The organism is Algoriphagus sp. (assembly GCF_046296635.1).
Taxonomy (GTDB): domain Bacteria; phylum Bacteroidota; class Bacteroidia; order Cytophagales; family Cyclobacteriaceae; genus Algoriphagus.
Map to the genome: position 1 here is coordinate 30699 of NZ_JBKBKZ010000039.1, position 15334 is coordinate 46032.

Here is a 15334-nt window from a genome sequence, read left to right on the forward strand (position 1 = left end):
TTTCGGAATGGGCTAAAGCCACATTCCTATTCATTAAGTAGAAATAAGACAAATTCCCCCTCAATTAGTTGAAGGATTTACAAATCGAAACAACCCAGTCAAAACAATTAATTTTATTTCGAAGACCTGCTTTTTTCCATGTAGGCATTAAACAAGTCAATGAATTTTTGATCCATCTCATCCGAATCCCCATAGGAAGCACGGAGTTTCTTCAGTTTGTCATGCATTTCTCCCCGGATGCCGGCATAGGTGGGATCATTGTAAATATTTTTGATTTCGTCAGGATCTGTTTCAAGATCATACATTTCCCATTCATCGTTGTCGTAATAAAAGTGCATCAGTTTATAGCGAGCGGTACTGATTCCGTAATGCCGTTTTACCATGTGTACCGCTGGATATTCGTAATAGGTGTAGTACACAGCATCCCTCCATTGATCCGAACTGCCATTAGCCAAACTTCTGAAAGATTCCCCTTGCATCGCATCTGGTACTTTGACCCCTGCATAGTCTAAAATTGTTGGGGCATAATCCAGGTTTTGTACGAGTTTGTCGATGCTGGTTCCCGGATTAATTTCCTTCGGATACCTGATCAAAAGTGGCGTGCGAAAGGACTGCTCGTACATGAAGCGCTTGTCAAACCAGCCATGTTCTCCCAGGTAAAACCCCTGATCTGAGGTGTAGATGATGATGGTATTTTGGGCCAATCCCTCGGCTTCGAGATAATCCAACAATTCGCCAACCCCATCATCCACTGATTTGATGGTTCGGAGGTAATCTTTGATGTAAGTGTTATACTTCCATAGCGCCAATTCCTTTCCTTTCAGATTGGCCTTTAAAAAAGCCTGATTTTTCGGTTCGTATGCCGCATCCCAATCCTTTAATTGTTGCTCATTGAAGCGTTTCAAATAATCAAGCATCAGGGTAGGTTTTCCGTCTGGATCTTCCTTCAGTTTGAAATCAATTCCCCAATCCGCGTGTCCGTCAATTTCCATTTCCTGCTCTCTTGCGGCTCTGCCACGAGTGGAATAATCATCAAAAAATGTGCTCGGCGGGGTGAAGGTGATGTCATCATAGAGGGTCAGGTATTTTGGCGCCGGCTGCCAGTTTCTGTGCGGCGCTTTTTGATTGTAAATCAGCATAAAAGGCTTGTCTTTGTCTCTTCCCTCGTCCAGCCATTTCAGAGCATATTCTGTGGTGATATCGGTGACATACCCCTCGAATCGTTTCATTTCGCCATCAACAATAAAATCCGGGTTGTAGTAATGTCCCTGACCTGGCAAAACCATGGAATGATCGAAGCCTTGGGGGAGTCCGTCGAGGTGGATTTTTCCGATCATGGCTGTGGAATATCCTGCTTGTTGAAGCAGCTTGGCAAAATTGTCCTGTTCCCAATCAAAGGGTTGGATATTGTCCACTTTGCCATTGACAAAGCTGTGTTTTCCGGTTAAAACCACCGCTCGGCTCGGTGCGCAAATGGAATTGGTGACTGTGGCTCGGGTGAAAATCGCCCCCTCCTTTGCTAAGCGGTCGATGTTTGGCGTTTCGTTGAGTCCATGTCCATAGGCGCTGATGGCTTGGTAGGCATGGTCATCGCTCAACATAAAAATGATGTTTGGACGCTTCTGCACATTTTGTGCATGGGTTGAAACGAGACCTATCGAGAACCAAATGAAAATTAAAGCAGGGATTAATTTTCTAATATTCATAGCTTTCTGGTTAAGGGAATATTTGAAGTTAAGAAAATTGAATTCAGCAGTTGAATCGGCTAGGTTTTTCTTCCTCTTATTTGTTCCACATCTCTGATTTCTATTTCCAGTGGATCTCCGAGAAGTCTCGAGTCTGATTCGGTAATCACATAGGCATCTTCAACTCTTATCCCACCGAATTTTCTGTATTCGGCTAGTTTATCGTAGTTGATGTATTTGCTGTGGAGGTTTTCTGCTTGCCATTGATCGATCAGTTGCGGAATAAAATAAATGCCGGGCTCAATCGTGACCACGAATCCTTTCTCCAGTTCTTTTCCCAATCGGAGTGATTTGAGACCAAACTGCTTGTTCTTTTTAAATTCATCAGAGTAGCCCACATATTCCTCACCGAGGTCTTCCATGTCGTGGACATCCAAGCCCATCATGTGGCCCAAGCCGCATTGGAAAAACAAAGCATGGGCACCCTGATTGACCGCATCATCCAGATTTCCCTTCATGAGGCCCAGTTCCTTTAAGCCTTCTGCTAGTTTTTTGCAGGCTAATAGATGAATGTCTTTAAATCGGATTCCTGGCTTAAGCGCAGCAACTGCAGCATGGTAGGCACTGAGAACGATTTGATAGATTTCTTTTTGTTCCGGAGAAAATTCAGGGCCTACCGGAAAAGTCCGGGTAATGTCCCCTGCATAACGCATAGCTGATTCCGCTCCAAAATCCCCCAAAAGCATTTTCCCTTTTGTCAGGGTATTGGAATAGTTGTGATTGTGGAGGATTTGACCTTCAATAGTGATAATTGGAGCGAAAGATAAATGTCCTCCTTGGGCCAATGCTTCACCATTTACCAATCCCAGGAGTTCGTATTCCTTCATTCCGGATTTGGCTTCCTGCATCGCCTTTTTATGCATGCTCACGCTGATGTTCACCGCTTTTTCGATTTCCTTGATTTCTTCTTCAGACTTGATGGATCGGAGTGAAACCACCGCTTTGATGAAATCGACTGAGGCTCTGGAAGGAATTTCCTGAATGGGAATATGTAGCCATTCAGCAAGTTTCTGGGTGTTTTCAGGTCGAAATGGAGGGAGGAAATGGATTTTTCGGTTAGACGTTTTTTTCAAAAACTTCGATAGCTCGCTTTTGGCCTGGGTAGTTTCGATTCCAACAGCCTTTGCCAATTCGGAAAGTGGCGGATGGGCACCTTGCCAAATCAATTCCTCGGTGGTTAGATTATCGCCAAAGATGATTTCCAAATCCTGATCGATATCGATAATTGCCGCAAGTCCGGGCATATTCAATCCAAAAAAATAAAGGAACGAACTGTCCTGCCTGAAAGGATACCAATTGTCTTTGAAGTTGCTGCTGCTTTCCTCATTTCCCAAGAAAAGCAAGACTCCAGAGCCCATTTTCTTCTTCAGTTGGTTCCTTCTTTCTAGGTAAGTTCCCTTCGGAAAAATGTTCATATCAAGTTTATCTTTTAGTTAGGGGTAATCTTTTTGAAAAGTCTTTTTTTGGTTAAAAGTCTGAGGTCATGCGCTGCGGAAATTAGAACATGTCAAGGAATTTAAATCCCCCTGGCCCCCTTTGGAAAAGGGGGAGTTGGCTTCTTTCCATCCTCAACCCTACATTCTAAATTCATAATTTTAAATTGACTATACTCGAATTTCGGTTTAATCCAGCATTATCTTCCTCCCGCCGGCAGACTTCTCAACCAAAAGTTTGTCATAGTTTCTCGTAAGTGTAGCGAAGTGTTTTCCCGCTCGTTGATGCTGTGCGAACGCATCGGATAGGACATCATCGAAAATTGTTTATTGTGTTTGATCAGCTTATCCACTAGCATCTCAAAACTTTGGTAGTGAACATTGTCATCGGCCGTGCCATGGATGATCATGAGTTCTCCCTGTAAATTCTCCGCATAGGTGATGGGAGAGCCATCGATATATCCTTTGAGATTATCATCCAAAAGCCCCATATACCGCTCCTGATAGGTGGCGTCGTACAATCTTTGATCGGAGACAAACGCCAATGCCAAACCTGCTTTGTAAAGCTCAGGAAAGCGGAACATCAAATTCAACGTCATCTGACCACCACCACTCCAACCCCAAGAACCCACTCGGGAAGGGTCTATGAAATTATAGGTTTTCAGAACTTCCTCCACTGCCGCTTTTTGATCAAAAGAGGCTAAAATCCCGATCTGACCATAGATGGATTTTCTCCATTCTCTTCCTCTTGGTGTTTTGGTGCCGCGGTTATCAATGCTGATGACGACATACCCTAATCTGGCTATGTAATGATGCCATAAGTCTCCATCCATCCAGGAATCTTGAACGGTAGAGCCCGCAGGTTCTCCATAGACGTAAGCTATCAGTGGATATTTTTTATTCGGGTCAAAATCCTTGGGTTTGATCATCCATCCATCCAATTCTACTTCTCCAATATTCACTTTGAAAAACTCCTTCGGATTTAGACCCAATGCCGCATACTTTGATTTTAATTCCAGGTTTTCTTCCAAAACCCGAACCTTTTCATGAGCGGGCAGACTGATCAGCGAATAGACAGGTGGAGTGGTAGTATTTTGAAACGTGTGGATAGCAAATTTGGAATCATTCGAAATTTGATAGGCATTTTGTCCGGAAAGTGCCACGGGAGTGATCCGTTCGGCTTTTCCTTTTTTGCTGAGCGAGCTCCGATAGAGGTAGCGTTGGGTAAAGTTGTCAGGGGAAGCGATGTAATAGACATATCCATTTGCCGGATCAATGTGGCTGATGCGCTCAACGTCGAATTCACCTTCGGTTACCAATTCTACTTTTTTGCCATCCCGAGAAACTTTGTAGAGATGCATCCAACCGTCCCGTTCGCTGCTCCAAGTGAAAGATTTCTCTCCTTCCAGCCATCGGATATTGTCGTGAACATCGAGGAAGGCAGCATCTTCTTCTACCAGTATTTTTGACATGGCCAGATTTTCTATATCAGCTACCCAAACGTTATTTTGGTATTGAGCCCGGTTGAGTTGCTGCACCATCACTTCCTGAGAATTGGGGATAAATTCCATTCTAGCCAAGTAGTTGTTTCTGGGATCACCCGGAAAATCAAACCATTTTGTTTGCCCACCTTCACTGGAAACTACGCCGATTTTTACTGCAGAAAGCGTATCACCAACTTTTGGATAAGGCAATGGGATAGGTTTAGAATAGATGGAATCAAGGTTATTGATCAGGTAAAAAGTGCCCACGCCCTTGGTGTCTGACTGCCAGTACGCGATGTTTTTCCCGTCAGGGCTCCATCTGAATCCATCTCTGCAATTCAACTCCTCTTCATACACCCAATCAAAGGTCCCATTGATGATGTCTTTGTCGCCATCAGAAGTGATTTGTGTGATTTTTCCCGAGGAAAGGGATTCTACAAAAATGTTGTTTTCACTCACATAGGCGACTCTTGAAGCATCCGGGGAAAACTTGGCAAACATCAGCGTGGTGGCTGGAATTCCTTTGCCCAACTGACTGAGCTTTTTGCTTTTCAAATCCAAAACCCAATAATCTCCCCGGGTATGATAGCGCCAAACTTTTCTGGTATTGGTAAAAATGAGCAGTTTGGTATTGTCTTCGGACCAGTGATAGTCCGAAACCGAAAGCGGCTTGTTTGCTCCGACTGGGGTCAACTCATCTGAAGAAATAAGCAGCGATCTCGTTCCTTTTACAGCATCGTATCGGACGATGTCATCACCTTCCAAAGTGTTACTCTTTTCTATACTTGAGTAACCAAGACCATCTTTCATCCAACGGATTGGGCCAAATCGATTTTGCCGATAAGTCCCGTCTTTATAAATGTCCGCTAAAGTGAGTTCTGTCTGGGAGTACAATTCACCAATTGAGAATGTCAGTAAAAACAAAACGAGCGAGAATGATTTTTTCATTTTTTGTCGGTTAGGGGGCTTGATTAATTAAACTCAAGAATAGAGGGTCTTGAATCCGTGTTTCAAAGGAAAGCGTTGCAAAGGATTTGATTAAATATAAATCATTCTTGCACTTTTACCGGTATGTACTTTCACTAAAATTATATGCTGTTTAATGTGTTTATAAATTGATATTCAAAGGCCACATAGCCTGTCCCGATTTTTCTTCGGGAGAATCTTCGCATGGATAATAAACGTCCCTCTGTGTGTCGCTTTGAGTCATGCCTGCCTGTAGCAGACAGGCTCGATTTCATTTAAGAAAACGATACCTATTCAGACTAAAGCGTCTTGGGTTGTATAAAAAATTAAGCGTTCAATCTGTCTTTTAGTCACATTTTCAGACAGTTGCCGAAAGTGAATGATTTGCCAAGGTGAAAATTGGAAAGATTAGCATTTGGCATAAAACTCTCTTGCCTTAGTCCAAATTCCTCCTAAATTTAATCTTAGGCTTTAAATGAATTGATCCATGAATTATCCAAGCATATTCAATGACGTAGTCGGACCGGTCATGAGAGGACCTTCCAGTTCACACTGTGCGGCTTCTTTGAGAATCGGAAGAATATGCCATGACTTGATGGATGGAAGGATTTCCGAAATCGAAATTGACTTTGATCCCAATGGTTCTTTGGCGACGACTCATAAAGAGCAAGGGTCTGATATGGGATTGTTTGGGGGGTTTTTGGGTTGGGAAGCCTATGACGAAAGACTGGTCGATTCCGAAATGCATATTGGTGCCGCAGGGATTCAAATAAAAATCAACATAAAAGACATTCAAGCGGAGCATCCAAATACCTATCAAATCACTCTGAAGAATCCTTGGGAAACGCATCAGGTCATAGCCATTTCAACCGGAGGCGGAATGATCGAAGTAATTGAAATTGATGGAGCTAAAGTTTCTCTCGCAGGAGACACTTTCGTCACTCTGATTTATTCCACAGATTTGCAAAAAGTGGGTCATTATCTCGAACAAACTGAATTAGGAAATGAAATTGAAATCCATGCCAAGGACAAGACTTTTGTTTCGTTAAAAAGTCAGGCTTTTCTGGATCAAGCTATCCTTGAGGAACTAAAAGAAATCCAAGGAGTCACCCAAATCAAGCAAATCAAGCCTGTTTTACCGGTTCTTACTCGAAAAAACACCGTTGTTCCATTTATTACCTGTGACGAATTGTTTGCTTACAACGAGGACAAGAATTTAAGTCTTTGGGAATTGGCGGTGAGATATGAAAGTATGCGGGGTGATATTTCTGAGGAAGAAGTGCTTTCCAAAATGAACGACATCCGAATTATCCTCAAAAATGCAGTAGAAACCGGTTTGAAAGGGACAAAATTCGAGGATAGAATCTTGGGTCCTCAGTCTGTAAAATTCAAGTCCATGATGGAGGAGAAGAAGTTGGTGGTTGGAGATGTTCTGAACAGGGTAATCATGTATGTTTCCGCCATCATGGAAGTGAAAAGTTCCATGGGTGTGATCGTCGCAGCACCGACAGCAGGTTCATGCGGCGCTATGTCCGGCGCTGTGCTCGGTGTGTCTGATTCTTTGGGTCTTTCGGATGAAGAGACTGTCAAGGCTTTAATGATTGCAGGTTTGATTGGTGTTTTCATTGCGGCACATTCCACTTTCGCAGCGGAAGTGGGAGGCTGTCAGGCAGAATGCGGTTCGGGTGCAACTATGGCAGCCGCGGCAATCGTCCATCTGGCTGGAGGCAATTTGAATCAAAGTATTTCAGCTGCTTCTATGGCTTTGCAGAGTTCCTTGGGAATGATCTGCGATCCCATCGGAAATCGAGTGGAGGCGCCTTGCTTGAATAGGAATGTGATGGCGGCTTCGAATGCGCTTTCCTGCGCTAATATGGCCTTAGCAGATTATGACCATTTAATTCCGCTCGATCAGGTAATAGAAACCATGTATGAGGTAGGGAAAAGTATCCCAAACACCTTGAGATGTACCAATCTGGGAGGATTGTCCATTACTAAGGCTGCCAAAGAAATCGAAGCTAGGCTTACGCAGAAGCATTTTTATAAGAGTTGCTAGGGTTCGAGTAGATATTTGGTTGTGCTGCTTCTCCGAAAGCAGCAGGGGGAATTCCCTCCTGCTTTAGCGGATTAAAAATCCTACAACATGACCTCGGAATTGCTCCCGATAGCTATCGCGGATTCCGAGGAACGGAATTTTGGAATGGGCTAAAGCCGCATTCCTATTGATGAATTGGAACCATAAATTCCCTCCTGCTTTAGCTGGAGGGAGAAATAGATCGATTGGTTATTTGGGCTTTCGCCACAATAAATCCCAAAACTCTCGACAAGTTTTTTTGAATATACTGACGATGGAATTCCGAAAACTTAAGGCCCTAAATTCCTAAATGGTTAAAAAACCTACTAAATCGAGTGAAAACTTGGGTAACAGAATTTTTATAAGAGCTGCTAGGGCTTGCTAAAATTTAAATCATTTGTTTGGCTAAAGCCTGGGATAATTTGGGGCTCTATTTGGGAATGGGCTAAAGCCACATTCCTATTGATTGAATCAGTAAAAATTTTGGTTGTGCTGCTTCTCCGGAAGCAGCACAGGGAATTCCCTGCTGTTTAGCGGATTGAAAATCCTACAACAAGACCTCGGAATTGCAAATTCCGAGGAACAGAGGAACAGAAAATATTTTGGTTATGCTGCTTCTCCAGAAGCAGCATAGCAGAAGAAGCAGCACAGCAGAAGTTTACCATCCTGAACTTTCACCCAACTGATGAATCGTATTCTGAACCAATCCGGAGACATCTTTTCCATATCCATCCTTAATTCGGTACTGAATCTCCATTCCCCATGTAGGTTTGATGTCAGGGATAGTCAGTTTGATGGATTTTTTGTCCTTTCCCAATGCTGCTTTGGAGACTGTCATTGTTTGTTCATTGTAGTGTTTTGAGCCATACTTTCGCGACCTCAAAAGGTCCCAAGTCTTCACTGTGTAATGGGCAGTATCTCCGACACTTCTTTCATCCAATTCGTCAGTGAAGTTTAGCTCAATGCCTTGGGTAGTGGCCTTGATTCCCACAGGAATAACCATGGGCTTGTCTACTTTTCTGATTCGATATAGTCCTCCCAATTGAGGTTGAGTGGATCCCCATGCAGACAAGCCACAGAGGTAGAGTTGTCCATCTCCAGGATTAAAGCGGCCACGCATCACACCGGTGGAAAATCTTGGAACCGGTAATTCAAAAATTCCACCTTGTACTTGACCCCCAATTTTTTCAAAAGGAACCACGAAGACTTTTCCGTAGCCATAGGATAAATTCAAGAGTTTTCCGTTGAGTGCTCCCCACTTTTTACTGTCCACCCAAAGGAGTTCGGATGGAGATTGATCTCGTTCTCGGTCTATCCAAACCAAGGGTTGCTCCATTCCGGCTTCGGTACTGTCTGCAGGTGGATTATACCCAAACATGTTTCCGTAAAATCCTCCTTTTTTCACCCAATTGACTCGATTCATGGGGTTCCAATGTCCTTCCTGATCGGTTACGATAAAGGTGCCGTCTGGATTGAGACAGACTCCGTTGGCAGCTCGGAAACCGGTGGCTACGATTTCTGTTTTCTGGCCATCCTTGCTCACTTTAATCAAGGTTCCATGCTGAGGTACTAGGGCCTCACGAGCATGTCGTGCACTTTTGGCATAGTAAAAATTCCCTTCGGTATCGGTTTGTAGCCCCATAGCAAACTCGTGAAAGTGATCCGTCACTTGATGATCATTGTTGAAGCTTTCGTAGAAATCTGTTTCCATGTCTCCATTTAAGTCATGCAGCTTCACTAACTGATCCCGACAAGTGACAAAGATTTCCTCATTGACAATTTTGATTCCCAAGGGTTGAAACATGCCTGAAGCGATTCGCTGCCAGGTGAGTTTCCCTGAGTTTTTCGTGAATCCTTCCACCAGCCAAACATCTCCATCCGTAGAGCAAATCACTCCTTTATTGGTGTCTTTAAAAAAATCAAGTCCGCTCAATCGGAATTGATTTTTCCAGGGACTGTCGAAAGGTGGATTCATAATATCCACTTGAAATGGACCTTCTTGTGTTCCCTGTTGTATCTCGGAGGTTAATTTTTGAGGATATCTGGCCGGTCCGCCCTTGATCAAAAGATGCAAATCTTCAGGAGGACTGGAGGTTTTGGCATACTGTCCGAGGCCTTTCATGCCGGATTTGCCCATCAATAATTTGATTTTTGTGGGTTTGGAAGAAGAAACTTCCACTACAAAAAATCCAGCTTGTTCGTTTAAAACCGCACCTTCGCCCACAAGCGCAACTGAAGTGGCGCTTGGAGCCACCCGCATTTTCAGGGGCTTTTCGGAAGGAGAAATATTGAGTGTTCGGGTAAAAACAGATTGGTTTTCAAACTTTTCCAGTCCAAATGTTTCCAGAATTTTGGCAGTGCCAACGGTGTAGGAAATGATAACCCGATCCTTGTATTGATAAAGTCCTTTGTAATGTACCCATTCCCGAGGCAGTGGCCCAAACCTTCTTTTGTCCCTAGCTATGAAGCGAGGGTCATCAAATGTTCCAGTGGCCGGATTTGCCCATTCAGGCCCTACCGGATTTGAAAAATGGAGGTCTCCTGTCGTTCTGGGAGAAATATTGTGTTTTCCATTGAACAAGATGGCTTCCCAATCAATGAAGCCTTCTCCAGTCCATGCCCCGGCTACTCGCATGAGATCGTGGTCAAACATCATCCAGGCTTTACCAGCGGCTACTCCTCCTGCTCCTTGATCTACCCTTACCGCAATTCCTTTGTAGGCAAAGTTGGCATTGACCAGATTCTCATCCGGAAGGGGAGAAGGGCCCGATGATCGCTCTCTTGGAGAAGGATTCAGCCCCACCAATTCATAGGTATTGATCAAAAAGTTGCCGTAGTCCATTTGAGCCCAAGGCTTAAATTCTTTGGGCAAAGGTCCTGTCGTCGTACCGGCTGGTAAATTGGCCAAATAGGAGGAATCGACTTCAAAGAATTGGCTCGGGTTTTTCTCCTGGATAAATGTTTCTCTCAGGTAATTGATAATGTCATATTTCTCCACTGGAGTCAGATTTATTTGTGGAGGCATAGAGCCATAGCCTCTGGTAAGGGTTTGGTACATTGAAAAAGGATCATTTCCAACTTTGAATGTGCCTTCCCAGAATTTCAACGCATTTGGGATGGAACCTTCCTGATCGGAATTGCCGTGACAATTGAAACAGATGTTGTTGTAAATGTGCTCTCCGGTACGGATGGATTCATCGTGGCGGTCGCCTAGGGCAGTCAGGAGACCTGAGTGGTCGATATCCTTTTCAAAATCAGGAAGATCAGAATCCTGAAGAATAAACCCTGTTGGAGAATCTGTTTCTTGATTTTTTGGATTTTGATTGCAACCGAACAAAAACAGGACTGCCAAAAGAGTATATAGACTGAGGGAGCGTTTATTCATTTCAAAACGAAGGTTGGAGGCGGCAAATGAAATTTAAAGAATAGGAATTTAAGCTGAAATTTGGATTTGACAGTCAATAGGACTAAAAATCAATCAGATTTCCAAGGTCAATTTGACCACGAAACAAGCTCCCTCTCCATGTGAGCCAGTCCCGAGGAATTGCGGGAAGAGGGCCTGTCCCGAGCAGCGTAGCGAATCGGGAGCTAGGGTGAGGTAAATTAGGAGGGCACTACATTCTCCAAACCTCCTCACACCCCAAAAAGAACCCAAGCGAACAATCCTTCAGAATCCGTATACCATGAATCCAAGCTTATTCCTGCTGACTTTGCAAGCTCATCGAGGAGTGCTCGATCATACTTTTGGGAAATCTCCGTTTGGATCACCTCATCTTTTTTAAACTCAATCAACTCATTTCCGATTGTGACCTTTTGAGCTTTGAGACTGATCAGGAAGCTTTCCGCTGCTCCGGTAATGGGATGATACGTTGCATAATGATCAAATGACTTTAACTCAAAATTCCCTTCTAATTCCCTGTTGATTCGAGTCAAAAGATTCAGGTTAAATCGCTTGGTGATTCCTTGAGCGTCATTGTATGCAGGAAGAATCTTCTTTGGATTTTTCTTGAGGTCTACCCCGAGGATAAAAAAATCTCCAGCCTTCATTTCATTCTTGATGAATTTGAGAAAATCAACAGCCCTTTCCCCTCTGAAATTTCCAATATTACTTCCAGCAAAAACAATCAATCTGGGATTAGTTCTCTGTCGTAATCGGTGAAGCGTTTTAAAATAATCACCTGCGTATCCGGAGAAATTCACAGAAGGAACTTCCTGTCGGATGAGCTTTTCATTGGCTTTCAAAATCCCCGAGGAAATGTCCAGTGGAAAATAACTGAGATCAGGAATATGCTGACTCAAGACCTGAACAAAGTGAACCATCTTCCTGCCATCACCAGCTCCGAGTTCGATGATATCAAGCTGAGATCGGTTGATTCGCTTGGCGATTGCTTCTGAATGAGTTTGTATAATTTCAGATTCTGCTGCTGGAAGATAGTACTCCGGCATGTCCATAATTTCCTGAAAAATCCGTGAACCCTCATCGTCGTAAAAGTATTTGGATGACAATGTTTTGGGGTTATTTCGAAGACCATTCAGAACTTCTTCTTTAAATAATTTTGTGCTTTCGTTCATCGGGCTAATCGTATTCCTGAAAATATCCATCGTGAGGAAGGGTGGAAAAAATTACGGTAGGTCGGTCGGGAATGATTCTCAGGCGTGGCCACTGAGCATCCACGAAGGACATGCAGACCAACCATAAATTTACCGTTGTATTCGCCCAAGGCTCCGGGCACTTTTTTGAATCCCGGGTAAGGCAAATAGGCGCTGTTGGTCCACTCCCAAAGCTGTCCCCAGCCCAAACTTGCAGCGGCGACTTCCCATTCAAACTCGGTGGGCAATCGGCATCCTTTCCACTCCGCAAAAGCCATCGCTTCATAGAAGCTTATATGCTGGGCAGGGAGCGTTGAATCGACTTTTTCAAACCCGCTGAGGGTATAATTCCACCAATCACCATTCTTTTGATACCAATAAAGTGGAGCTTTGATTCCTTCTTTTTTGATGAATTGTAATCCCTCATCCAGCCAAAAGTCAAAGTTTTCATAGCCCCCCGCTTCGATGAATTCCAGGTATTCTCCATTGGTTACGAGTTGATCAGATACTTCAAACTTTTCCAGAAAAACCCGATGTCTGCTCAATTCATTATCATAACAGAAGCCATCACCGGAAAAACCGATTTCATGGATTCCTTCATCAAACTTCAAAAAGTCACCCCGTTTACAAGACTCAGTTTGAAAGTCTTCTCTATAAACCGGAAATGTCGGTTGATTTCCCAAAATGTATTTTAAATCATACACCAGCAGTTCCTGATGCTGCTGTTCGTGGTTGATCCCCAGTACAATGGTATCCAGAATCTCCGCCGTCATCTCTTGTTGATCGATCATTTGCGAAAGCTTCTCGGTTACATAGGCCCGATACTTCATGACCTCGCGCACCGGAGGACGACTCATCAAGCCGCGATTGGGGCGAAGCACTCTTTCCCCAGCGTGATTGTAATAACTGTTGAATAGGAAGGCAAAATCTTCGTGAAAAATCCGATAATCACTGGCATATGGTACAAGTACAAACTGTTCAAAGAACCAGGTGGTGTGGCCCAAATGCCATTTTGGAGGAGAGACATCGATGCTAGGCTGAGGAATATAATCTTCCACCTCCAAAGGGGCACAGATCGCTTCGGTATGATTTCGGGTTTCTAGAAATTGTGTTTTTACCTGTTCTTGGTGGTTCATCCGGATGTGGTTTTTGTGATCTTTCGCAGAAATTGGAAGATTAGAAATAGGAAAACGAAACTAAAAGGCAGAGCGAAAAGAATTAACAAATTGCTTACAGCCTCAAGTAGTCCTTCTTTTCCCAACCAGACCAAAATTGCAGTAAAAAGAAAAATGCTTACTCCCCAGAAAATTCTGATTCTCGGACTAGGTTCTGATTTTCCCTCGTCTGAGAAAATGCTCAATACGAAAATAGCCGAATCGATCGATGTGATCAAAAAAGTAGCCACTAACAGTGTTACCAGTATGTTAGTCATAATTGGAAAAGGTAAAAGGGAGAAATAGTTGAACAGCGAACTGTAAATCGACGCAAAGGACCCTGATTCGACGGTGCCTGATTCGATCAGTTCAATGCCGTTCAATCCAAAAACAGAAAACCAAAGAAAGGTGCCCAATGCAGGTATAAATAAAGTGGCTAGTATCAGTTCTCGGATAGTTCGTCCCTTGGAAATTCTGGCTATAAAAACTCCGGTAAAAGGAGCCCAAGAAAGCCAAAAAGCCCAGTAGAAATAAGTCCAGTCTTTTAGAAAAAGGTCACCAACTTTGGATTCGCCATAGTTGATACTCATCGGTAGAAAGTCTACCAGATACGCTCCCAAGCCTGAAAAGAAAAAGGAAACCGAACCCCAAGTATTGCCAACGATCCAGGCAAAAAGCAGCAGTAGACTGGCTCCAAGAATATTCAGATTAGACAGTAAACGGATTCCCCGTCGCACTCCAAAATGAGCAGAAAGCATCGCAATTGCGGAAACCAGAAGAATAGGAAAAATCACAGCGTTGGAAGAAAAACTCATTCCAGTCCAATAAGCGATCGCTTCCATCAGTTGTCTGCTTCCCAACCCAACTCCTGCCACGACTCCAAATAATGTACACAATACAGTCAGTAAATCCAGGAATCCGGCCAACCAAGGATGATTATATTTACCCAAGAGGGCAGAGGAACTTAGCGCTGAGCCATTTTTGATGTATAGATTATACGCGACAATTAAGGCCATCAGACCATAGAATGCCCAGGGTGTGAATCCCCAGTGGAAAAATGTGTATTCCAGTGAAAAGGTTTTTGGATCGAAATCAATTTCCCGAGGTGGATTTTGAAAGTAAAAAACGGGTTCTTGTACTGCCCTTAAAATTAATCCCCCACCCATTCCCGTGCTGTACAACATGGCTATCCAAGAAAGCCAGCCGAACTCAGGTTTTTCTTCTCCAAGTTTTATTTTTCCCAGAGGAGAAAGTCCAATCATACCCATCAAAAGAACCGATCCTAACCCCAAAAAGAGGTAATATTTTCCAAAAAAGGTGAGAACCCACGCAGTCAATGCACCAAGACGAGAGTTTAAGTTAGCACTGAAAAAAAACACCCCAATCAAAAAAATCAATAAAACAACGGTAGTAAGCCGAAGCAAAATTGAAGAGTTGGATTTGTTCTGGATTTGATTCAATGCTTTGGGTTTTTGGTCAAGTCTTATTTTTCGACTTTGACACCTTTCCAGAATGCAATATATCCCTTAATGCCAGAAGCCTTTGGTTTTGTGTCGGGATAATACCATGCCGCATCTCTGTTCAGTTGGCCATCTACTTCTAGAGAATAGTAAGAGGCAATACCTTTCCATGGGCAAGTGGTATGGGTATCGGAGGATTTAAAAAACTCTTTTTTGATGGAATCAGGTGGGAAATAGTGGTTTCCTTCGATGATCACAGTTTGATCACTTTCAGCGATGACTTGATTATTCCAGATTGCTTTCATGATGACCTTTAATTTTGAGATACAAAAAATTCATTTTCTTTTTTCTGATTATCTGCTTTGATACCAGTAGCCGAATTAATTTTAATTACACCTCGACTTCGCTCGGTTCCCGTTGGTTTCGTT

The 15334-nt window shown here is 43.4% G+C and carries 9 protein-coding genes; 1 reads left to right on the forward strand and 8 read right to left on the reverse strand.

Annotated features, from left to right (window positions below; translation table 11 throughout):
• Positions 1–113: 113 nt before the first annotated feature.
• The 3 genes from ACK4HU_RS20790 to ACK4HU_RS20800 all read right to left on the reverse strand — a co-directional run bounded on the left by ACK4HU_RS20790 (position 114) and on the right by ACK4HU_RS20800 (position 5610).
• The gene (locus tag ACK4HU_RS20790; RefSeq protein ID WP_409809740.1) at positions 114–1706 is read right to left on the reverse strand and encodes a sulfatase; all 1593 of its coding nucleotides are present in this window, start codon (positions 1704–1706) and stop codon (positions 114–116) included.
• A gap of 59 nt (positions 1707–1765) precedes the next feature.
• Entirely contained in the window at positions 1766–3160 is a 1395-nt protein-coding gene (locus tag ACK4HU_RS20795; RefSeq protein WP_409809742.1) for an aminopeptidase P family protein, read from the reverse strand.
• A gap of 218 nt (positions 3161–3378) precedes the next feature.
• A complete protein-coding gene (locus ACK4HU_RS20800; protein WP_409809744.1) occupies positions 3379–5610 on the reverse strand; it encodes a S9 family peptidase in 2232 nt (743 codons plus the stop codon).
• 505 nt (positions 5611–6115) lie between these two features.
• On the opposite strand from ACK4HU_RS20800, the gene ACK4HU_RS20805 reads away from it, so the two are divergent.
• Positions 6116–7684, forward strand: coding sequence for an L-serine ammonia-lyase, iron-sulfur-dependent, subunit alpha (locus tag ACK4HU_RS20805; protein ID WP_409809746.1), 1569 nt, complete (start codon positions 6116–6118; stop codon positions 7682–7684).
• Between the two features lie 676 nt (positions 7685–8360).
• Here ACK4HU_RS20805 and ACK4HU_RS20810 read toward each other — a convergent pair.
• The 5 genes from ACK4HU_RS20810 to ACK4HU_RS20830 form a co-directional block, all read right to left on the reverse strand.
• Positions 8361–11087, reverse strand: coding sequence for a DUF6797 domain-containing protein (locus ACK4HU_RS20810; RefSeq protein WP_409809747.1), 2727 nt, complete (start codon positions 11085–11087; stop codon positions 8361–8363).
• Between the two features lie 248 nt (positions 11088–11335).
• Positions 11336–12274: an L-histidine N(alpha)-methyltransferase gene (egtD, locus tag ACK4HU_RS20815; RefSeq protein ID WP_409809749.1), complete on the reverse strand. Its 939-nt coding sequence runs from the start codon at positions 12272–12274 to the stop codon at positions 11336–11338.
• Positions 12271–13428, reverse strand: a complete 1158-nt coding sequence (gene egtB / locus ACK4HU_RS20820) for an ergothioneine biosynthesis protein EgtB (RefSeq protein WP_409809750.1) — start codon at positions 13426–13428, stop codon at positions 12271–12273. Before egtB ends, egtD begins: the two co-directional genes overlap by 4 nt.
• Positions 13425–14906 carry a BCCT family transporter gene (locus ACK4HU_RS20825; protein WP_409809752.1) on the reverse strand — a complete coding sequence of 494 codons (1482 nt, stop codon included), beginning with the start codon at positions 14904–14906 and terminating at the stop codon, positions 13425–13427. Before ACK4HU_RS20825 ends, egtB begins: the two co-directional genes overlap by 4 nt.
• Positions 14907–14929: 23 nt before the next feature.
• Positions 14930–15211 (reverse strand): DUF427 domain-containing protein, encoded by a 282-nt coding sequence (locus tag ACK4HU_RS20830; RefSeq protein WP_409809754.1) that lies wholly within the window; start codon positions 15209–15211, stop codon positions 14930–14932.
• Between the last annotated feature and the right edge of the window lie 123 nt (positions 15212–15334).

What these genes read in the sequence shown, in the direction of transcription:
- ACK4HU_RS20790 (WP_409809740.1), bottom strand. Translation starts at nt 1,706, where the DNA reads ATGAATATTAGAAAATTAATCCCTGCTTTAATTTTCATTTGGTTCTCG.
- ACK4HU_RS20795 (WP_409809742.1), bottom strand. Translation starts at nt 3,160, where the DNA reads ATGAACATTTTTCCGAAGGGAACTTACCTAGAAAGAAGGAACCAACTG.
- ACK4HU_RS20800 (WP_409809744.1), bottom strand. Translation starts at nt 5,610, where the DNA reads ATGAAAAAATCATTCTCGCTCGTTTTGTTTTTACTGACATTCTCAATT.
- ACK4HU_RS20805 (WP_409809746.1), top strand. Translation starts at nt 6,116, where the DNA reads ATGAATTATCCAAGCATATTCAATGACGTAGTCGGACCGGTCATGAGA.
- ACK4HU_RS20810 (WP_409809747.1), bottom strand. Translation starts at nt 11,087, where the DNA reads ATGAATAAACGCTCCCTCAGTCTATATACTCTTTTGGCAGTCCTGTTT.
- egtD (WP_409809749.1), bottom strand. Translation starts at nt 12,274, where the DNA reads ATGAACGAAAGCACAAAATTATTTAAAGAAGAAGTTCTGAATGGTCTT.
- egtB (WP_409809750.1), bottom strand. Translation starts at nt 13,428, where the DNA reads ATGAACCACCAAGAACAGGTAAAAACACAATTTCTAGAAACCCGAAAT.
- ACK4HU_RS20830 (WP_409809754.1), bottom strand. Translation starts at nt 15,211, where the DNA reads ATGAAAGCAATCTGGAATAATCAAGTCATCGCTGAAAGTGATCAAACT.